Annotated in this window: 16 protein-coding genes; 7 read left to right on the top strand and 9 right to left on the bottom strand. The window is 37.3% G+C overall.

What is annotated here, in order from left to right; all coding sequences use genetic code 11:
- Positions 1–27: 27 nt before the first annotated feature.
- The 4 genes from V9G42_11990 (at position 28) to V9G42_11975 (ending at position 3418) form a co-directional block, all read left to right on the top strand.
- Entirely contained in the window at positions 28–639 is a 612-nt protein-coding gene (locus V9G42_11990; protein ID MEI2760142.1) for a MarR family winged helix-turn-helix transcriptional regulator, read from the top strand.
- A gap of 111 nt (positions 640–750) precedes the next feature.
- A complete protein-coding gene (rnk, locus tag V9G42_11985) occupies positions 751–1161 on the top strand; it encodes a nucleoside diphosphate kinase regulator (protein ID MEI2760141.1) in 411 nt (136 codons plus the stop codon).
- Positions 1115–2443, top strand: a complete 1329-nt coding sequence (locus tag V9G42_11980) for a PKD domain-containing protein (protein MEI2760140.1) — start codon at positions 1115–1117, stop codon at positions 2441–2443. The genes rnk and V9G42_11980 overlap by 47 nt, the downstream gene beginning before the upstream one ends.
- Before the next feature lie 93 nt (positions 2444–2536).
- Positions 2537–3418, top strand: coding sequence for an urea transporter (locus tag V9G42_11975; protein ID MEI2760139.1), 882 nt, complete (start codon positions 2537–2539; stop codon positions 3416–3418).
- Positions 3419–3682: 264 nt separating this feature from the next.
- On the opposite strand, the gene V9G42_11970 is transcribed toward V9G42_11975, so the two are convergent.
- The 5 genes from V9G42_11970 to recQ form a co-directional block, all read right to left on the bottom strand.
- Complete coding sequence (locus V9G42_11970) at positions 3683–4252, bottom strand: YdeI/OmpD-associated family protein (GenBank protein ID MEI2760138.1); 570 nt, start codon at positions 4250–4252, stop codon at positions 3683–3685.
- A gap of 142 nt (positions 4253–4394) precedes the next feature.
- Positions 4395–5705 carry an efflux RND transporter periplasmic adaptor subunit gene (locus V9G42_11965; protein ID MEI2760137.1) on the bottom strand — a complete coding sequence of 437 codons (1311 nt, stop codon included), beginning with the start codon at positions 5703–5705 and terminating at the stop codon, positions 4395–4397.
- A gap of 66 nt (positions 5706–5771) precedes the next feature.
- Complete coding sequence (locus tag V9G42_11960) at positions 5772–6137, bottom strand: four helix bundle protein (protein MEI2760136.1); 366 nt, start codon at positions 6135–6137, stop codon at positions 5772–5774.
- Between the two features lie 40 nt (positions 6138–6177).
- On the bottom strand, positions 6178–10602 hold the full coding sequence (locus tag V9G42_11955; GenBank protein MEI2760135.1) for a CusA/CzcA family heavy metal efflux RND transporter: 4425 nt from the start codon (positions 10600–10602) through the stop codon (positions 6178–6180).
- 690 nt (positions 10603–11292) lie between these two features.
- Positions 11293–13644: a DNA helicase RecQ gene (gene recQ / locus V9G42_11950; GenBank protein MEI2760134.1), complete on the bottom strand. Its 2352-nt coding sequence runs from the start codon at positions 13642–13644 to the stop codon at positions 11293–11295.
- 107 nt (positions 13645–13751) lie between these two features.
- Between recQ and V9G42_11945 the strand changes: the two genes are divergently transcribed.
- Genes V9G42_11945 through V9G42_11935 form a run of 3 tightly spaced genes read left to right on the top strand, consistent with a single transcriptional unit; the run spans position 13752 to position 15901 of the window.
- Positions 13752–14717 carry a KpsF/GutQ family sugar-phosphate isomerase gene (locus V9G42_11945; GenBank protein ID MEI2760133.1) on the top strand — a complete coding sequence of 322 codons (966 nt, stop codon included), beginning with the start codon at positions 13752–13754 and terminating at the stop codon, positions 14715–14717.
- Between the two features lie 15 nt (positions 14718–14732).
- The gene (gene tatC, locus V9G42_11940) at positions 14733–15554 is read left to right on the top strand and encodes a twin-arginine translocase subunit TatC (GenBank protein MEI2760132.1); all 822 of its coding nucleotides are present in this window, start codon (positions 14733–14735) and stop codon (positions 15552–15554) included.
- Positions 15555–15565: 11 nt separating this feature from the next.
- Positions 15566–15901: a carboxymuconolactone decarboxylase family protein gene (locus tag V9G42_11935; protein ID MEI2760131.1), complete on the top strand. Its 336-nt coding sequence runs from the start codon at positions 15566–15568 to the stop codon at positions 15899–15901.
- Positions 15902–15903: 2 nt separating this feature from the next.
- On the opposite strand, the gene trmB is transcribed toward V9G42_11935, so the two are convergent.
- The 4 genes from trmB to V9G42_11915 form a co-directional block, all read right to left on the bottom strand.
- Complete coding sequence (gene trmB / locus V9G42_11930) at positions 15904–16584, bottom strand: tRNA (guanosine(46)-N7)-methyltransferase TrmB (GenBank protein MEI2760130.1); 681 nt, start codon at positions 16582–16584, stop codon at positions 15904–15906.
- 50 nt (positions 16585–16634) lie between these two features.
- Positions 16635–19121: a PIG-L family deacetylase gene (locus V9G42_11925; GenBank protein ID MEI2760129.1), complete on the bottom strand. Its 2487-nt coding sequence runs from the start codon at positions 19119–19121 to the stop codon at positions 16635–16637.
- A gap of 376 nt (positions 19122–19497) precedes the next feature.
- Positions 19498–20565: a PDDEXK nuclease domain-containing protein gene (locus V9G42_11920; protein ID MEI2760128.1), complete on the bottom strand. Its 1068-nt coding sequence runs from the start codon at positions 20563–20565 to the stop codon at positions 19498–19500.
- Between the two features lie 80 nt (positions 20566–20645).
- Positions 20646–20789: a hypothetical protein gene (locus V9G42_11915; GenBank protein ID MEI2760127.1), complete on the bottom strand. Its 144-nt coding sequence runs from the start codon at positions 20787–20789 to the stop codon at positions 20646–20648.
- Positions 20790–20837: the final 48 nt, after the last annotated feature.

The following is a 20837-nucleotide window of genomic DNA, read 5'->3' as shown; positions in this document are numbered from 1 at the left end:
ATTTTTCTCCAGTATTTAAATTCTCTAATGAGCAAATCGGATTTTGACCTGAACTTTCAGAATAGAAATATTGATGGACGTATTGTTGCTGTACTCGAAAGAATTTCACAGGCGTTTCGAGTTTTACTTTGGCAGGAGAGTAAAGATTTTTCACTAAGCCCGATTCAAATACAGGTATTAATTTTTTTGCTCCATCACAGTATAGATAAATGCAAGGTAAGTTATCTGGCAGATGAGTTTAATATGACTAAGGCTACTATCAGTGAAACAGTGAAAATATTAGAGCAAAAAAAACTCATTCAAAAAGTGTACGAAGAGTTTGATAACAGAAGCTACTCTATTCAATTAACAAAGTCCGGACAAACTATTGCAACAGAAACTGCTTTGTTTAGTAAGGAATTTCATAAGCCAATTGCAAAACTTGATGAAGAGGAAAAAGAAAACATGCTTTTGAGCCTTCTCAATATTATTACTCATCTCAACAAAACGGGTGTCATCACCATTCAGCGTATGTGTTTAACGTGTACACATCATGAGTTGACTGAAAATGGAGAGAATCATTTTTGTAAATTATTAAACCGTAAACTGCTTACAAATGAACTTCGTATTGACTGCCCTGAACATGTATTAAAGGAATAACTTCCAAAATAGCTTTTTTATTACAATAAACACGTCTTTTTCAACTTTTAGAATCAATCCCATATTTTATAATAACTTATCTTTGCAGCTTAATTTTATATTACAAATTTTATGAGTAAGTTGATAATTAATCGTTTGGATTATGCCCGCATTAAAAAATCAATAAGTGATGCAAAGCAGTTTAAGTCAATAACTAATGCAGAAGCAGAAAAGTTGCTGCAGGAGTTAGATGCAGCTAAAATTGTTGAACCGGAAGCAATACCTTCAGATGTAGTCACCATGAACTCAATCGTGAAATTGAGTTTTTTAAATAATGACAAAACAATTCAGTTTCAAATAGTATATCCGGAACAAGCTAATATTAAGGAAAATAAAATTTCTATTTTTTCACCAATTGCAACCGCACTCATCGGTTATAAAGTTAATGATGAAGTTGAGTGGATTGTACCTGCTGGCTTAACAAGAATACGCATTGATGAAATCATATATCAGCCTGAAGCTGCCGGTGACTTTAACCTTTAATTCTTTTTGTGCCTTGAGAATAATTTCATATTTAATTTTCGCATTATTGTTTTCTACACATGCTGTAGATGGTAAAACAGTAAGGGCATTGTTTATTGGCAACAGCTATACCGATGTGAATAACTTACCTGAGATAGTTAAACAGATAGCACTTTCTACAGGTGATACGCTTATATATAGTAAGAATGCACCCGGTGGATATACATTTCAAATGCACACAACCAATGCTACTACTATCAGCTTACTTCAGGCCGGTAATTGGGATTATGTTATCCTTCAGGAACAAAGTCAGTTGCCATCATTTCCTGATAATGATGTAGCAATTCAGGTTTATCCTTATGCAGCGGCTTTAGATAGTATGGTAAAGGCTGGAAGCCCCTGTGCAACTACACTTTTTTACATGACATGGGGACGGCAAAATGGCGATGCAACTAATTGTCAGTTTTTTCCACCATTGTGTACTTATTTTGGTATGGATAGTTTATTGCAGTTAAGATATACCATAATGGCCCAAGACAACCATGCTGCTATATCGCCTGTAGCCAAAGTATGGTTTAAAATAAGAGCGGACTTTCCAGCACTAAACCTTTATGCAAGCGATGGAAGTCATCCAAACAATAATGGATCTTTTGCTGCAGCATGCAGTTTTTACTCTGTTATGTTTGGAAAAAATCCGCAGTTGGCAACATATAATTATACAGTTACGGCAACAGATGCTGCTACAATTAAGACAGTGGCAAAGGAAGTGGCATTTGATAGCCTGAGTTTTTGGTTTCAGTATGATTCATTGGTTGCTGACTTTAATGTTTCATCAGTTGCTAATACAGTCAGCTTTTTCAATGGTTCGCAAAATGCCACTACTTATAACTGGTCGTTTGGAGATGGCAATAGTAGCACACAAATAAATCCTGCACATACGTATTTATCATCCGGTACATTTCAAGTTACGTTGATTGCATCTGATTCTGTTTGTGGTATTGCAGATACTGTTGTAAAAACAGTTTCAGTTACAACTTCAGGTTTATTATCACCGGGCTCTTCAAATGTGTTGAATGTTTCTCCTAATCCTGTTTTCGATATATTGACATTTATTTCAAGTAAAAAAGTATCCTCATTGCAAGTATTTACAACTGACGGAAGGTTAATTTTAAATACCAATAAACTTAACCTGTCTGATGAAGAATATTCTTTAAATGTAGCAATGCTTTCTTCCGGTATTTATTTTTTGAAGATTTACGATGATGAATTAGAGTCATCATGTATAAAGTTTACGAAGTATTAGAAAAAAAAGCGGTTGATGAACTTACAAGTTGTGTCACAATATGTAGGTTTATTTATTGAATATATCTGTAAAATATAAATGCTAATTTCAAAAATGAGACTGTTTTTTAAATCAGTTTTTATTGGTATGGGTCAGATTTTTCTTTGCAGAAACATCATTACCGGTATACTTTTTACTATTGGAATTCTTATTGGTAACTTGTGGTGTGGCTTGGCTGCAATGCTGGCTGCAATTGTTGGAACCGGAACGGCTTATCTTCTAAAATATGAAGTGAATGAAATCGAGGAGGGGCTTTATGGTTTTAGTGCCGCATTGACAGGCGTTGTGTTGATCTTTTTGTTTGAAAGCACCTTTCTGATTTGGACTTTGGTTGTTGCAGGAGCTATCCTTGCTGCTTTGTTGCAGCATTATTTCATTCAAAGAAATATTCCTGTATATACATTCCCATTCATTGTAACTACTTGGGTAATTTATTTTTTAGTTAGTAAATTTGGTTGGGCTCAGTTGAATTTACATGAAACAATTTCTTTTAAATCGCAAGCCACTATTGTACTTGCCGGCACCAATGGCTTTGGACAGGTAATTTTTCAGGAATATTTTATTTCCGGTATTTTATTTTTTATAGCTGTTTTTATTTCATCACCTGTTGCAGCTTGTTCTGGACTTATCGCATCATTTGCAGGTGGAGTAGTTGCTTTTATGCTGGGCTATTCACTCAACGATATTACGTCAGGGACTTTTGGGTTCAATGCTGTTCTTTCAGCAATTGCTTTTGCTGGAAATAAATGGTCTGATATTGTTTGGATATTGATTGCAGTTGTAATAACACTGCTGATTCATTTTGTTTTAATCTTTACACAATGTCTGAATGAAGTAGGAGGGGTGTTTACTTTTCCTTTTGTTGCAGGCTGTTGGGTAACCCTGTCACTAAAGTATGGCATCAGTAAATCTAAGAAATTAAATTGGCTGAAATAGCTTTAAAAAAATATATTAAGTGCATTAATGTTACTTAGTGTTTTGTAGAAACGAAATAATAAAGTTCTACTGAGTTTATAAAAGTCCTGAGTTCTTACGAACCAAACACAGCAAGTACAATTTCATTGTCATTGGTCATACTTGTATTACCCGTCAGGTCACTTTATTGTTATTGTTATGAGCTTTCAATATCCACAAGAATTTGTGGAGTAAGTTTGTGCTCGGCCAAGTGTTTGGTAATGGTGTATTTAAGAATTAAGATATTTAATAAAACTTCTTGCCGGCTCTTAACATAGCCATAATCTCTTGCAATCGTTTTACTCGTGTTTCGGGCTTCTTGGCGGTTTGTAGTCTGAAATTGATGGCAAATTTGTTAGTCTTGTTTAGTGATTCGTAATAGACTTTGACAGTTTTGTCTTTTTTTAATTCTTTCAATAAGTCTTCTTGTTCCGTCATTGTGGAATGAGAGTCGTATGCTCTTGCCCAACGACCATCTGCTTTAGCTTTTTCAATTTCAGCAAAACCTCGGATTGTAATTTGCCCTTTTTCGATTAAATTTTCTACAAGAGAAATATTACGTTTCGACCAAATGCTTTGTGCTCTGCGTGGTGTATATTTTTGAAGATAAGATTGTTCATCATAACTTTTTCTTTGTCCATCAATCCAGCCAAAGCAAAGAGCTTCGTCTAATGCTTCTGTAATTTTTATTGACTCAACACCGGAATCTATTTTATATACCTGAAGCCATATACCTTCTTGCAAATCTTGGTTTTTTTTCAACCAAGCTCGCCACACTTTTTTTGATTTAAAAGATTTTATTTTTGCTTCTGCCATTTGTTAGCTCTTTTATAAAATTTAATTGTATAAAAATAGATGGTATAAAAATTCAAACCGTAACAAGGGAATAAAATTGCGATTTGAAAATCTAAATCTCTTTTCTTAAGTAACGTTTAGAGTATTTTATGTTAAGAGGTTTTTAATGTTCGTGAGCTTCACCTTGATTGGTCATTTTTGCAAGAATAAAGAATGCACCATTTACAACTATTTTGCTATTTGCTGGAATGTCTTTAAGCAAAGTAATTTCTGAATACCCAACATCTGTTGTTCCTTTCTTGACAAGAATCTTTTCAAATGTTGTTTCATCTTTGGTTGGTTTTGCTTTTTCAACTTCATCATGTGTATGCCCATGTTCATCGTGCTTGTGTTCTGCTTCTTCGCTTTGAAGCTCTGCCTTGTTTTCATTTACGACTATAAAAATAAAGTCTTGACCTTCATTATTTACGATTGCATTTGTAGGAACTGCATCAACAGTTGCATTTTCCAAGCTTACAATAGCGGTGATACTCATACCGTCAATCAAACCTGTTTTGTTTCCTAGCACTGTAGCATGAACAGCAACAGCTTTTGTGTGTTCTTCAAATGTGTTTGAGATTGCGTAAATTTTTGCATCATACTCTTTGCCTGGGTTATTTGTAAGCGTAAAATGTATTATCTGTCCTTCTTTGAGCTTCTGCAAATCTTTTTCATATACATACAAATCCAAATGCAACTGACTGTTATCAACAATTTCTGCTATAGGATTGTTTGCTTCAACATAAGTTCCTATGTTGACCATGATATTGCTTATTGTTCCATTAATCGGGCTTGTGATGTTAACTGCCGACTGAATGTTGTTAACTGTGAGTGAATGGGTGCTGATACCGATTAATTCCAACTGTTTTTGCAAACTTGATTTTTTGGCTTGTAGTGATTTGAGTTCTGCTTCGGCTTGCTGAAATATTTTTTGTGATGCTGCATTTCCTTCTTTGAGAGTTTTCTGCCTGTCATATTCTGCATTTGCCAATTCGGTTTTTGCAAGGGTGCTTAAATACTCTTCTTGCATGGTGATAAAAGTATTATTGCTTATGGTTGCAATGGTTTGTCCTTTGCTCACACTTGTACCGGTCTGAATCAAAATATTTTTGACTGTCCCGCCAAGCGATGCCGTAGCATTTGCTCGGTTTTGATTGGGCACTTTTAAAATTCCATTGGTTTTGAGTGATGCAGTGAGTTGCTTCTTTTCTAATGTTCCCAACTCAATGCCGATGGATTTCATTTGCTCTGCTGTGAGTACAACAGTTGAAGTGTTATCATGTTTGCCATGATGTTCTTCGCCTTCATGTGCTACTGTATTGTTTTTATTTCCACAGGAAGACAAAAATAGGCAATAGGCAATAAGCAATAGACAAAATGCAATGGGCAATGTGCAATTTGCAGTTCTTGATGATTTATTTATTTGATATTTCATTTTTGATTTTTTAATTTATTGTTTGAATAGATTAACAACTTGCTTATTGCATGTTGCTAATTGATTTTAATATTTATCAGGGTTATTAAGCATGTGATATAATAGTTTTCCTACTTCTTCATTTTTTGCAATCAGTGTTTTATAAATCACCTGCGTGATGTATTTGCATTCTAAGGCGAAGTCAAGCCATACGCCTGTTTCGGAATTCTCAGCATCGCAATCGGTAAGTTTTGAAATGAAATTAGCAGGGTATCTTTTCTTACGATTTGCTTCTGCAAGGTTTGCACAAACACTTCTTGAACTTCTTCTTATTTGATCTGTAAGCGAATAGGTCTCAGCTTTTGGAAATGATTTGCTGACTTCAAATATTTCCATTGAAAGTGAAAACGCTTTTTTGTAAACTGCAGTGTTTTTGAAATTGTAGCTTGCCATTATTTTAAGTTTTAGTTGCAAGTTGCTTATTGCAAGTTGCCTATTGATTTATTAAGAAATTGATGTTGATGATGGATTGATTTACTTCATTAATACTTTGCAAGTAGCCTGTTTTGATAGTTGTTGCATTCTGCAAAGCGGCTGCATATTCCAGATAATTAATTTCACCGTTATTAAATGAAAGTGTTGCTGTGCTGATGATTGTTTCAGCGTTTGACATGGCAGTATTCCTGTAATAATTGTAGTGGAGTAAGTACTGATGGTATTCTGCAAAAGCGTTTTTCAATTGGGATTGCAATAAGAGTTTGCTGTTATCGGCTTCTTTTTGTAATGCTTGCTGTTTGAGTGCTAGCGATTTTATTTTTTTAGCGTTACTCAAAAAGGTTAACGGAACAGTGATGCCAACATTAAATCCTGTGAAGCGTTGACTTTTGTCAAAGTAAACATCAGCTCCGTTCACATTCTGAAAACCTATTATACTCTGGTTCATGTAACCTACTTTAAAATCGGGGAGCGTTTGTGCTGTTTCCACTTTTTTGTTTTGATCTGCAATGAGTGCCTGCTGATACATCAATTTTAATGACGGATTGTTTGCAATGAGTGAAGTGTCAAATGTAGTAGAGAGTGAAAGCGGCTGAAATAATTCATTGCTGCTTATTGAAAAATCATCAGGTGTGTTTAACAGCATTTTCAATGAATTGTATGCTGATGTAATGCCCGTTTCGTTTTGCGAAAGTAATAATTGAAGTTCACCTCGTTTTGTTTCAGCTGTGGTTTTCTCCAATAAATTTGTTTCACCTGCAGTGTAGCGTAGTGTAGCAGCTTTTACAAAGTTGGAATACAAGCTATCCAATTTTTGCAACTCAGTTTTTGTTTGCTGCAAATACAACAACTGATAGTAATACATTTTTACCTGCGCGGTAATTTCGTTCGCTGTTGTCTGTTGCGAAAACTGAGTTCCCAGCATTTCAGCTTTATACAATTTGGATTTTACGGAGTAGTAAGTCGGAAAAGGAATAGTTTGCTGAATGTTGAAACCATTGTCTTTCTGAATGCTGTTGTATTGTCCGTACTGAAAATTGACTTCTGTTTTAGGCAATTCAAAAACAGATTTCTTCAATGCAGTTGAAGATTGCACATTGAGTTGTTGCGATTGAATTTTCAAATTGCTTTTAAGTGCAAGTGAAAGGGCTTGTTCAATTGTGAGAGTTGATTGTGCACGTGAGGCAACAGGCAATAAGCAACAGGCAATAAGCAAAAAGAAAATTGTTGTAAGCATTTGCCGATTGCCTGTTGCTGATTGCTTATTGTTTTTTCTTCCTGAAAACAAAATGTAGAGTAGTGGTAGAACAAAAAGTGTAAGGAAGGTTGCCGTTATCAAACCACCAATCACAACTGTTGCAAGAGGCTTTTGTACTTCTGCTCCTGCACTGTGAGAAAGTGCCATAGGCAAAAATCCTAAGGAAGCAACAGTGGCTGTCATAAGCACTGGACGCAAACGGATTTTTGTTCCTTCTTTTATTCTTTTAAGAATGTCTGTCATACCTTCTTTTTCTAATTGATTAAATGTTCCGATTAAAACAATTCCATTTAGCACGGCAACTCCGAACAATGCAATGAAACCAACGCCTGCCGAAATACTGAAAGGCATATCGCGTATGAGTAATGCAAATACGCCACCGATTGCACTCATTGGGATAGCTGTGTAAATTAACATTGCCTGTTTTATGGAGTTGAAAGTTAAATACAATAACATGAAAATTAGTGCCAACGCAACAGGAACAGCTATCAGCAACCGCTTGCTTGCCGCTTGTAGATTTTCAAATGTTCCTCCATAAGTGTAGTAATATCCTTCCGGCAATTTTACTTTTTCGTTCAGTTGTTTTTCAATGTCCTCAACAACACTTGCCACATCTCTGTCTTTTACATTAAAGCCGATAACTATTCTGCGTTTGCCACCTTCGCGGCTTATTTGTGCAGCACCTAACTCCATTTTTATTACTGCTACTTGCGAAAGTGGAATTTGTGCCCCGTTGGCAGTTGGGATATACAAGTGGTTTACATCTTCAATATTTTCCCGGTGCATACTGTCCAAACGAACCACTAAATCAAATTTACGTTCGTTCTCAAAAACAACACCTGCTTTACTCCCTGCAAATGCTGTGCTGACAATTTGATTGATGTCTTTAATGTTCAAACCGTAATTGGCAATTTGTGAACGATTGTATTTAATTACGATTTGCGGCAGCCCCGAAACCCTTTCAACACTTGGCTCTGTTGCTCCTTCTACATTTTGCACAACCTCATTTACTTTATTTGCATAGCTTAGCAGTGTATCCATGTTTTCACCAAATATTTTTACTGCAACATCCTGACGGATTCCTGTCATGAGTTCATTAAAACGCATTTGTATGGGTTGGCTTTTTTCAAAGAACACTCCGGGAATTACTTCCAGCTTTTCGTAAATCTCATCAGCTAATTCATCATACGATATATCACGCTTCCATTCATTCTGTGGTTTCAGAACAATTATCATATCTGTTGTTTCAGGTGGCATGGGGTCGGTTGGTACTTCGGCACTTCCTGTTTTTCCGACCACCATTTTCACTTCATCAAACTCTTTTATAAGCCGTGATGCCTGCATGGAGGTTTCCAAACTTTGCGAAAGCGAAGTTCCTTGTGGCAGTATGCAGTGAAAAGCAAAATCGCCTTCCTGCAAAGTGGGAATAAACTCACCACCCATTTTTGAAAAGATGAAAACAGAAACCGCAAAGACAAATACGGTTGCCATGATAACAGTTCTTTTCCAGCGAATTGATTTTTCAAGAAGCGGAGTGTATATGCGCTGAAAAAAATCCATCATTCGGTCTGAAATATTCTTTTTGTGAGTGGTTTTTTTGCTCAACAGCAAAGCAGAAGCCATCGGAATATAAGTGAGAGAGAGAATGAATGCGCCTAGGATGGCAAACGAAACTGTTTGCGCCATCGGGCGAAACATTTTTCCTTCAATACCGATTAGCGAAAGCAAAGGCAGATAAACAATAAGGATGATAATTTGCCCGAATGATGCGCTGCTCATCATCCGCTTTGCACTTTCAAAGACTGTTTTGTCCATTTGCTGCTGGTTTATTGGTAGTCCCTTACTAACATTTTTGCTCAAAGCCAATTGCTCATTACTCATTGCTGATTGCCTATTGCCTATTGCTAATTGATGCACAATCGCTTCTACAATTATCACAGCACCGTCCACAATTAAACCAAAATCAATTGCTCCTAAACTCATAAGGTTTGCACTTACACCAAACACATTCATCATTCCCAAAGCAAATAGCATGGAAAGAGGAATGGCGCTTGCGACTATCAAACCTGCACGAAGGTTTCCGAGAAATAGAACCAATACGAAAATAACAATGAGCGCACCTTCCAGTAAATTTTTTTCTACTGTGCCGATGGCACGGCTCACCAAATCTGTTCTGTCAAGAAAGGGTTCAATTATCACATCTTCCGGCAATGATTTCTGTATGGTATTTATTTTTCCTTTAATGCTCTTTACGACTTCTGCGCTATTGTATCCTTTGAGCATCATCACCACGCCACCTACCACATCTTTTTCTCCGTTGTAAGTCATTGCTCCATAACGCACGGCACTACCAAAACGAACTTCTGCAACATCTTTAATTAAAATAGGAATGCCGTTGGGATTTGTTTTAACGACAATATTTTTGATGTCGTCAAACGAGCCTATCAATCCAACTCCTCGAATGAAATAGGCGTTTGGTTTTTTGTCAATGTATGCACCACCTGTGTTCTCATTGTTTTTTTCAAGTGCAGAAAAAATTTCAGGGATGGTAATATCCATCGCCAGCAATCTGTCGGGATTAACCGCCACCTCATATTGCTTGAGTTCACCACCAAAAGAATTTACTTCTGCAATACCGGGAGTGCCGTAAAGCTGCCGGGCAACAATCCAATCCTGCATGGTTCGCAAATCCATTGCAGAATATTTTTCTTCACTTCCTTTCTTAGGGTGTATGATGTATTGATACACTTCTCCTAATCCTGTACTGACAGGTGCTAATTCCGGTTTACCAACTCCATTAGGTATATTTTCTTCAGCTTCTTTCAGTCTTTCATTTATGAGTTGTCTGGCAAAGTAAATGTCAACGTTATCATTGAACACAACGGTAATTACCGAAAGCCCGAAACGGGAAATGCTTCGAAGCTCTTCCAGGTCCGGAAGGTTGGTAATGCTTTGTTCAATAGGATAAGTTACCAACTGTTCTACCTCTTGACCGGCAAGAGTAGGACAAACCGTGATGATTTGTACCTGATTGTTGGTGATGTCGGGTACGGCATCAATAGATAACTTATTTGCACTCCACACTCCCCAAACAATGAGTGCAAGTGTCATCAAGGCAATGATGAATTTGTTCTTTATGCTGAACGCAATGATTTTGTTTAACATTTTTATATTAATTGACAATTAGCAATGTGCAATTGACAATTGCTTACTTATTGCAAATTGCCTATTGCGAAACTTTAAAAGTAAAAAAGCTAATCAACCAATCTTTGGCGGCTGCCAAATGGAAGAATTTACCTCCGATACAAAAGATGAATTATAAACAGAAAACTTCTCTATGTTTATTTGAAGGGAAAATTCAAGATTTGGAAAAGCAACTACTGTAATTGAAGTTGCACAACATGCGCAAAAGCAAAAGGGGCTGCACTGGTCGTTTTCATCGTGATGGTGGTCTTGTGCGGCTGCGTAAGTTGAAGGGATTTTGTGCTGGCTTGTATTGCAGTTGTCCTTACATGGCATACAAAGCAGAACAAGCATATATGCTGCTAAAAAAACTGCTATGTATTTTCTCCATTTCACGCTTCAAATATACGATTTTTAATATTTTATGTTACGATAGTTTAATAAGGCGGTGACGATGATATGCTGATGTATATAGAAAAAGGGTTGTTGGTTAAATGCTTAATCCTGTTATGGGTTTACCGTTCATTTTTTTCGATATAATAATGGTATTTCTTTCAGGCTATTTTAGGGCAAGACAATTGCGCTATTTGATAGATGAGGAATTAGCGTTTCAAATAAAAAAGGCTATCTGCAAAACAGACAGCCTCTTTAATAGAATAGGTTTGGTTTTAATTAATTTCCTAATTCACTCATAAATTTTACACGCATCATACGTATTTCGTCAATGGTGTAGTCGTTTTCGCCCAACTCGATTAGCGCATCTTCTGCACTGTCGCTTTCTGCTGTGCGGAAATAGTCGAAAACATCTTGCTGACGGTCGGCATCTATGACTTCGTTTAAATAATAATTCAAATCTATTTTTGTGCCTGAGGCAACAATACTTTCTAACTCTGTGATAATATCTCCCAGCGGAATACCTTTGGCTTCGGCCATATCATCAAGAGAAATTTTGCGGTCAATGTTTTGGATGAGATAAACCTTGAGTCCCGATTTGTTGACTACGGATTTTACGATGAAATCTTGTGGGCGTTCAATTTCATTTTCTTCTACATATTTTTTTATGAGGTCAACAAATGGTTTTCCATATTTGCTTGCCTTGCCCGCACCAACACCGGTTATGTTTTTCATTTCCTCCATGTTGATGGGGTACTGAATAGCCATTTCTTCGAGTGAAGGCTCCTGAAAAATTACAAAAGGAGGCAGGTTTTTTTGCTTGGCCATTTGCTTGCACAAGTCTTTTAGCATGGCAAACAAGGTTTCGTCAGCCGCTGCACCACCACCACCTTCGGGTTCATCGTCTTCGTCACTGTCGGCACTTTCGTAGCTGTGGTCTTGAGTTATTTTGAAGCTTTGCGGCTTGTCCATAAACTTTTTACCTTCATCGCTAAGTTTGAGCAAACCGTAGTTGTCAATATCTTTAAACAACAGTCCGGCAAGCAATGCCTGACGTACAACAGCCATCCAGAATTTAGCATCCTGATCCATTCCTTCGCCAAAGACTTCTAATTTGTTGTGTTGATAGTCTTTAATTGCTTTGTCGTCTTTTCCAATGAGGACGCTGATGACATGCTCTGCAGCAAATTTTTCTTTTACAGCCTGAACGGTTTCAAGAAGTAATACTACTTCGTCTTGTGCTTCTATTTGTGTTTTTGGATGCAGACAGTTGTCGCAGCTGCCACAGTTTTCTTCTTCGTAACGTTCGCCAAAGTAATGGAGCAGATATTTTCTGCGGCATACAGATGTTTCGGCAAACGAAACAGTTTCGAGTAGCATTTGTTTTCCTATTTCCTGCTCGGCAACCGGCTTGCCTTTCATAAATTTTTCGAGCTTCTCAATGTCTTTAAAAGAATAGAAAGTAATGCAACGCCCTTCGCGTCCGTCACGTCCGGCACGCCCTGTTTCCTGATAGTATCCCTCTAAAGATTTCGGGATGTCGTGATGAATAACAAAACGCACATCGGGTTTGTCAATTCCCATTCCAAATGCAATGGTTGCTACAATAACATCAATTTTCTCCATCAGAAATTTATCCTGCGTTTCGGCACGCACCGGTGCATCAAGACCTGCATGATAGGGCAGGGCTTTGATACCGTTTACATTGAGTGTGCTGGCAACTTCTTCAACTTTTTTTCTGCTGAGGCAGTAGATGATGCCTGACTTTCCTGTATGGTTTTTAACAAATTTGATGATCTCTTTTAGTACTTCAACTTTTGGTCGTACTTCATAATAAAGATTAGGTCTGTTGAAGGATGCTTTAAACAACCTTGACTCCATCATACCTAAATTCTTCTGAATATCGAGCGAAACTTTTTCTGTTGCTGTGGCTGTGAGTGCAATGACAGGAATGTTTCCGAGTGCTTCTATGATGGGCTTTAATCTACGGTATTCAGGACGGAAATCGTGTCCCCATTCTGAAATACAGTGTGCTTCGTCTATGGCCAGGAAAGAAACTTTAATTTCTTTAAAGAAAGCAACGTTTTCTTCTTTTGTTAATGATTCGGGCGCAACATAAAGTAACTTTGTTTTGCCTGATTTGATATCTTTTTTTACCTGGGCAATCTCTGTTTTGTTTAGCGATGAGTTGAGGAAGTGCGCCACAGCTTCATCGGTATTAAATCCTCTTAATGCATCAACCTGATTTTTCATCAGTGCAATTAAAGGTGATACAACAATGGCTGTGCCGCCCATCATTAATGCAGGCAATTGATAGCACATAGATTTGCCACCACCCGTAGGCATAATAACAAAGCAGTTTTCGCCACGCAATACCGTTTGAATAATTTCTTCTTGTTCGCCCTTAAATGTGTCGAATCCAAAATATTTGAATAAGGCGTCCTTTAGTCGAGCATCTGTAGGCTTTTGCTTGTTTGAGGCTGCAATTATAGTTTTTGCAACCGGCTTGGCTTTTTCGACCTCTTTAGTTTTCTTCTCAACTACTGTCTCTTTCACCTTCACTTTAGCCTTGGTGTCGGTTTTTTCATTCTTGTCTTTCACAGATTTCTTTTTCTTTGTTTCTGCTAACATTTTATTTATTATGCTAATTAAAAATTTGAGTTAACTAAATTAGATATTTTTGCTCAATTAAATTGTAACAATTAATTTTTTTTTAAAAAAATCAGAAATAGTTCAGATTGAAATCAAAGCAACAGATAATTAAAATTGCCAAAAAGACCCTTCAGTTGGAGGCGTCTGCTATTGACGGCTTGCAAAAATATGTTAACCATGATTTTTTTGAGACTGTAAAATTAATATTTTTATCAAAAGGAAGGGTTGTTTGTACTGGAATTGGTAAAAGTGCCATTATAGCTCAGAAAATTACCGCCACACTCAACAGTACAGGCACGCCAGCTGTGTTTATGCATGCTGCCGATGCCGTTCATGGCGACCTTGGGGTAATCCAAAAGGACGATGTAGTGATTTGTATTTCCAAAAGCGGCAACACCCCGGAAATAAAAGTGCTGGCGCCCTTGCTAAGGATGGCAGGCAATAAGCTAATTGCTATGGTGGGCGACACCTCTTCCTATCTTGCGCAGCAGGCACATTATATTCTAAACACTACCGTTGCCCGAGAAGCATGTCCGCATAATCTGGCACCTACAACAAGCACTACGGCACAGTTGGCCATGGGCGATGCCCTGGCAGTGTGTCTGCTCGAAAACAGGGGGTTCTCAAGTAAAGATTTTGCTAAATATCATCCCGGTGGGGCATTGGGTAAAAGGCTGTACCTGAAAGTTGGAGATGTTTATAAGAACAATGCCAGCCCACAGGTAAAACCTACCGATGACCTGAAGAAGGTGATTGTAGAAATTTCGGGAAGCCGCCTTGGAGCAACTGCCGTTGTAGATAAAGGTAAACTAATAGGGATAATTACCGATGGCGACCTAAGGAGGATGCTGCATAGAAGTGGCAATACACTGGCAACAAAGGCAAGAGATATTATGACTTTAAAGCCAAAAACTGTTAGCCCCGATACCATGGCTGCCGATGCATTTGTGCTGATGAAGTCAAATAATATTACCCAGTTAGTTGTGGCTGACAAAGGGAAGTATCTTGGTTTTATTCACCTTCACGATTTGCTTAAAGAAGGCATATATTAATTTTTAATTAAAGAAATGTTTTTCAGAAGGAAGCCCGACCCCAACTCAGAAATGAATTTTCTGGATCACCTTGAAGCCTTGCGCTGGCATTTGGTGCGTGCAACGTTAGCCATATTTATTTTAGCCGTTGTAGCATTTATTTATAAAGACATATTGTTCGATAAGATAATTTTCGGACCCAAGAACCCACATTTTATTACCTATAGACTGCTTTGTATGCTTTCGCAGAAATGGTCAATTGATTTATGTATTACCGATATTCCATTTCACCTGATAAGCACCACTATGGCAGGACAGTTTACTACGCACATGGTGGCAGCCGGAATTGCAGGCCTGATTTTAGGATTTCCTTATTTACTTTGGGAAGTTTGGCGTTTTGTGAAACCTGCATTGTCGGCCAAAGAGAAGAAATATACCAGAGGCATAGTGTTTTCAGCTTCTTTTTTGTTTTTCTGTGGAGTAGCATTCGGTTATTTTATTCTGGCACCGTTATCAATAAACTTTTTGGGAAGTTATAAAGTGAGCGAAGAAGTACAGAATGCCATTACACTCGATTCATATATCAGCATTGTAAGCATTATGACATTGGCGTGTGGAGCGGTTTTCGAACTGCCTATTCTCGTTTTTTTCCTCACCAAAATGGGTATTATAAGTCCTCAGTTTATGAGGCGCTACCGTAAACATGCTTTTATTGTAAATCTTGTGGTTGCTGCTTTAATAACGCCTTCGCCAGATGTTACCAGTCAGATGCTGGTGGCGATACCATTGTTTCTGCTATACGAATTCAGCATATTTGTTTCTGTTGTTGTGGCGAGGCAGGAGAGTAAAAACGAATAAAAAATAATCACATGAGCAAAAGTGTAGATGAGTTTAATGACTATCGCGCAAAAATGAATAAGCGCATTCTCGACTCAGATAATCTGGTTTTAAAAAGATTGTACAACCTTGATGCGAATACTTATATGGATGGTGCCTTGCCGGTGCAAACCAAAGAAATGCTTGGGCTTGTTGCCAGCATGGTGCTGCGCTGTGATGATTGTATTAAGTATCACCTTATTCAATGCAAACAAAGTGGTATTACTACAGAACAGATTTATGAAGTGTTTGCCGTAGCCAATATTGTTGGAGGAACCATTGTGATTCCACATACCAGAAGAGCAGCGGAATTTTGGGATGAGATTTGAATTTAAAGTTTATCTGCCTTATTCAGTTGGAATGAAAGGTAAAAGATAGGCTGCTTAGCTGCTAAATATTTTTTTTCATAAGTGGTTTGAATATCCATGTCAACCGGCATCTGCAATTCTTGATATAGGTCTGTTGTTCGGTTTAATATTTTATAGCCGCCATCACTGACAGTCTGCACGGTAAATTCAAATAAACTTTTATTGTCGGTCTTTAAATGAACAATGCCGTTTGGTTTTAAAAAAGTGCTGTATCTTTTGAGGAAAAGGGGAGAAGTGAGTCTTTTGTTCTCTTTCGATTCCTTTGGCTGCGGATCAGGAAAGGTAATCCAAATCTCACTTATCTCATTGGCTGCAAAAAACTTTTCAATGGTTTCCATCCTTATTCTTAGAAAAGCAGCATTCATTATTTTTTCTTCGTTAATGGTTTTTGCACCACGCCATATTCTTGCACCTTTAATGTCAATGCCAATAAAGTTTTTTTGCGGATAACGTTGTGCCAAAGCAACAGTGTATTCACCTTTACCGCATCCTATTTCCAAGACAATAGGTTGCGGTTTTTGAAAAATGGTTTCGTTCCACTTGCCTTTTAAATTAAAATCCGGTGAGTGATAGTTTATTTCCGGCTGAATTACCCTCTCAAATGTCTGCATTTCTGCAAAACGTTTCAGCTTATCTTTCCCCATAATCTTTTATACTCAAATAACGGTAATAGTATTTGCGAAGTTTGTAATTATTACTCCTGACTTGAAGGCAGTGCCATTAAATTGGAAAACAAACGGTATGCTCCGGGCACTCCAGCGGGCAGTTGCCTGAAGAAAGCAAGACCTGTATATACAAAATGCCCTTTGCCGGATTTGGCAACTATCAGACTTCCATTCAATGGACTTTCGCCTTTGTCATTGCAGCTTAATGGGGCTTGATACTTTGGGTCAATATCTTCCGCAAAATAGATTCCACGCTCCTGAACCCATCCTCTAAAATCTTCTGCAGTAATTTTGTTTGGTGTGTTTAATATTTTATTTTCCGGCTCAGTAAATCTAATTTCTGCATATTCATCTGTAACTCTTTTTCTTGATATTTTAAAAGGATATGGGCCTATGTTGTTACCAAGTTTACCCAAGTTGTTGTTGGTATTATATTGTACAATAAAAGTGCCACCGGAAGATACAAAGTCCATGAGTTTGTTTTTATAACCCATAAGCCAATCGTTGGTGTTGTAAGCTCTGACTCCTGCAATAATCACACTGTAATTTGACAGATTGTCGTTCCTGAGATTTTCTTCTTTTAAAACAGATATATTATAACCGGCATTCTGAAGACACTGCATCACTTCATCACCGGCACCTTCAATGTATCCTATTTTGCCTTTAGATGTTTGAAGCTGTAAAGGAACAATTTTTACTTCTGATGGTTTGAAATAATATTGGTAGGGGATGTGCTCGTAGTTGATTTCCTGCAAAGAATATGCTTCTGTATTATTTGGTAAAATACTTACTTGTAAAAATTGATTTGCTATCCTTTGATCAGCATCAGCCTTTGTGTCCTGTTGTATTGTAGCATTAAAAATCAGGCGCTCGTTTTTTGAAAGTTCTTTAACTTCAAATTCAGAAGGATTGACTTTATACCCTGCCGGTATGGTTAATCTAATTTTGCCAGTAAAGGATTTACTAAGACTTCGTACTGTAAGCTTCAGATGGCCGGTTTTATTGTTTATTAAAAGACAAACATTCTCATTAAAGTTTACAGAAACGGGTGGGACTACACTGGTTGTTCTGTATTTTTCGCCCTCTACCGGGTCAATCCATTTGTATCGCACCGGCAGATTAAAGGTTAATAGATGGTCTGAAATTTTTACTCTTACAGATACAGAAAAAACGGCATCATTAACAGGTTTCTCAATCATGTTTGGGTTGTCTAAAACATAACGACCTGATTCAGGTTTGTTTTTCAGCCAATAGTGAATACTATATGGAATGCTTGCAGGCACAACAAACGATTTTTCATGCGACCAGATTTTATTGTACTCAAGCTTTGTACTCATACTTGTATCAGCAAATGGTAAGTATGATATAGATTCAATAGTTGCAGGCGTTTGAGAATATATAATGGAGCTGAGCTTAATAGCGATGCTGTCACCTTGAGTTACATAAGGTTGATTCGAGGTAGCATCAAACCATAAACCTGCACAAGACAAAATAAGTTGCTCGGTTTCCTTAATTTTTAGATTTCTCCAGTGGTTATCCTGTAATTTGTTTAATTCATCATGAATCTTTAGCAAGTCAGGTAAAATAGCAGCAGGGTTTTTCATATCAAATTTAAGCAAGGCTGTTTCAGAAAGGGTCTTTATTGCTTCTGTGCCTTTAATTCTGTTCCAACTGAAATTACTTTTGCAAAATATTGTTGTACATGAGGTGTCGCCATCAATGTTTTTTAAATATTCAAGCATAGAACCTCTGATAATTTCTACACCAAACCCCTGACTCTTGTGCTGACTTCGGCTTAGTGCTGCAATTTCACCACATCCTTTTCCCCACCATGTATTGAAAAACCCAACATCTGTTTTCAATTGGTCATCACGTTGTGTGTTATTATTTCCAAAATTAAAGGTGTTCCAATACAGTGTTTTTGCCTGCCAGGGCTTTAAAGTTTTAAGTTGCTCAGGAAAATATTTATTGTCAGCAGCCATTTTAAAAGCTTCTCCCGCTAAAATTGCACTGGCTGTATGATGCCCGTGTCCGCCTTCGCCAGTAGTAGGAAAGCGGGTAATAATGACATCCGGTTGAATTAATCGGATGATATAAACCACATCTGCCAGTACGCTGTCATGATTCCAGAAAGTAAAAGTTTCTTCCGGTGATTTGCTATAACCAAAATCAATGGCTCGTGTAAAGTATTGTTCTGCACCATCAATTTTTCTGGCTTGCAACAATTCGTTAGTACGGATAATTCCTAAGGCCGCTCCTTGTTCTTTACCAATAAGATTTTGTCCGCCTTCGCCACGATTGAGGCTCAGATAACACGTGCGTAAATGTTTTTCTTTTGATAAATAGGTGAGCAGCCTTGTATTTTCATCATCAGGGTGAGCAGCAATATACAATACCGTGCCAACGGTATTGAGCTTTTCAAGACCTAATTTTATCTCTGACGGATTATAAGACTGTGCAGACAACAAACTGCACCAAAGAGTCAATAAAAAAAGAAAGTGAATTTTTCGAACCATAGATTAAAAAAAACCGAAACTACAATTTTTATCAGTTCATTTTGTTTAATAGTGCAAAATAGGATTAGAATTGAGGGGGCTGTGTTTGTTATAAGGTAGATGTTTTTATTAAAAAGTGAATGGTTTCTGTAGAAGTAAAAGCGTAAATTGTATTTGGAATTTCCTAAACTACTGATGAGAGTTTGTTGTTTGTACTCTTTGTTTACGTTTTCTCACCAATAACTGCCCATGCTTTTCTTCTTAACCTGTGTATTTTTCACAATTCTTCACTTGAGTAAATTGGATTGAAATTTACTCATAAATGATTTTTTTGTCCATGTTTTACACTTTTTTGTGCAAACCTATTTCAGGGCAGGACATATTTTTTTGTGGGTGCCTAATCATTGTCAATTATTTCCTTTACTTTTTGTTCTAACGCTTTTTGGTCAGGTAAATACAACTGATATTTTGAAACGAAAATTTTATTGGTCAATCCACCAGTTGCATACTTTACTGTGAATTCATGTTTATCTGTGGCAATGATAATTCCGATTGGTTCATTGTCTCCTTCGGTATTTTCTTCTTCTTTAAAGTAGTTCAGATATAGATTCATCTGCCCGATGTCCTTGTGTGTTACTTTTTTTGTTTTCAAATCAATCAGCACAAAACATTTTAAAATGCGATGATAAAAAACAAGGTCAATAAAATTGTGTTCGTTGTCAACTGTGATTTTAAATTGTCTTGCCACGAATGAAAAACCTTTCCCAAGTTCCAACAGAAATTTCTGCAAGTTGTCAATGAGTTTCTTTTCAAGCCCTCTTTCTTTAATGATGCCGTCTTTCGGCAATTCAAGAAATTCAAAAACATAAGGGTCTTTCACTGCATCCTTTGCTGAAATTAGTTCATGTCCTTTCTTTGCTAATGCCAACACACCTTTCTTGTCGGTGCTTAATGCCAATCGTTGAAACAAAGCGGAATCAATCTGCCGTTTCATTTCTCTGAAACTCCAGTTTTCTTTAATACTCTGTTTCTCGTAGAAACTTCTTGCCAAGTCGTCCGAAACCGTGAGTAATTCAGCATAGTGGCTCCAACTCAGCAATATGCCGGACACTGTCTGGCGTTTTGCAGATTTGCCAGACACTGTCTGGCGAATTTCAGATTTTCCGAACATCGTCTGGAAATTCGGGTATTTGATATAGAAAAGCCGCATCAGTTGAAGGCTTGAACGACTGAATCCTTTACCGAATCTCGTCTTTAAGTCTTTGGAAAGAGAAACCAACAATTCCGTTCCATACTCTGCCCGCTCTTTTCCTTGCTGCTCATATTCAACAATGTGTCTGCCTATTTCCCAATTGGCTTTCACTAACTCTGTATTGATTGCTTTAATTGCATTCTCTCTTGCTTTTTGCAAGGTTGAACCAATGTTATCAAGTAAATCGTTGTATTTGTTCTTTGATAGTTTCATTCTTTTACTATTTTTATCCATTCAAAGTCTCCCTCATTTCAGGAGACTTTGAATGTAGAAATTGCTACTTACCATTCCATTTAAGTAACATCAACTACATAAACACCCGGCAAATTAAGTTCATAAAACCCTGCACTTGAATGTTTGTGGTCGGTAAACTCAATTGCCAAATTCCACTTTTTAACACAGGGATGGTGATGTATGTTATCTAACCTTTGTTTCATAAACATTTTTTGTATAGTATGGTTTACAGTCAAACGATTGTTCAAATA

The organism is Bacteroidia bacterium (assembly GCA_037045145.1).
Lineage (GTDB): Bacteria > Bacteroidota > Bacteroidia > AKYH767-A > OLB10 > OLB10.
The sequence above is the reverse complement of the archived record's forward strand: the minus strand, read 5'-3'. Positions and strand labels throughout refer to the sequence as shown.

Excerpts from the sequence above, each read along its gene's own strand:
- V9G42_11990 (MEI2760142.1), top strand. The coding sequence starts at position 28 with ATGAGCAAATCGGATTTTGACCTGAACTTTCAGAATAGAAATATTGAT.
- rnk (MEI2760141.1), top strand. The coding sequence starts at position 751 with ATGAGTAAGTTGATAATTAATCGTTTGGATTATGCCCGCATTAAAAAA.
- V9G42_11980 (MEI2760140.1), top strand. The coding sequence starts at position 1,115 with ATGAAATCATATATCAGCCTGAAGCTGCCGGTGACTTTAACCTTTAAT.
- V9G42_11975 (MEI2760139.1), top strand. The coding sequence starts at position 2,537 with ATGAGACTGTTTTTTAAATCAGTTTTTATTGGTATGGGTCAGATTTTT.
- V9G42_11970 (MEI2760138.1), bottom strand. The coding sequence starts at position 4,252 with ATGGCAGAAGCAAAAATAAAATCTTTTAAATCAAAAAAAGTGTGGCGA.
- V9G42_11965 (MEI2760137.1), bottom strand. The coding sequence starts at position 5,705 with ATGAAATATCAAATAAATAAATCATCAAGAACTGCAAATTGCACATTG.
- V9G42_11960 (MEI2760136.1), bottom strand. The coding sequence starts at position 6,137 with ATGGCAAGCTACAATTTCAAAAACACTGCAGTTTACAAAAAAGCGTTT.
- V9G42_11955 (MEI2760135.1), bottom strand. The coding sequence starts at position 10,602 with ATGTTAAACAAAATCATTGCGTTCAGCATAAAGAACAAATTCATCATT.
- recQ (MEI2760134.1), bottom strand. The coding sequence starts at position 13,644 with ATGTTAGCAGAAACAAAGAAAAAGAAATCTGTGAAAGACAAGAATGAA.
- tatC (MEI2760132.1), top strand. The coding sequence starts at position 14,733 with ATGTTTTTCAGAAGGAAGCCCGACCCCAACTCAGAAATGAATTTTCTG.
- V9G42_11935 (MEI2760131.1), top strand. The coding sequence starts at position 15,566 with ATGAGCAAAAGTGTAGATGAGTTTAATGACTATCGCGCAAAAATGAAT.
- trmB (MEI2760130.1), bottom strand. The coding sequence starts at position 16,584 with ATGGGGAAAGATAAGCTGAAACGTTTTGCAGAAATGCAGACATTTGAG.
- V9G42_11925 (MEI2760129.1), bottom strand. The coding sequence starts at position 19,121 with ATGGTTCGAAAAATTCACTTTCTTTTTTTATTGACTCTTTGGTGCAGT.
- V9G42_11920 (MEI2760128.1), bottom strand. The coding sequence starts at position 20,565 with ATGAAACTATCAAAGAACAAATACAACGATTTACTTGATAACATTGGT.
- V9G42_11915 (MEI2760127.1), bottom strand. The coding sequence starts at position 20,789 with ATGAAACAAAGGTTAGATAACATACATCACCATCCCTGTGTTAAAAAG.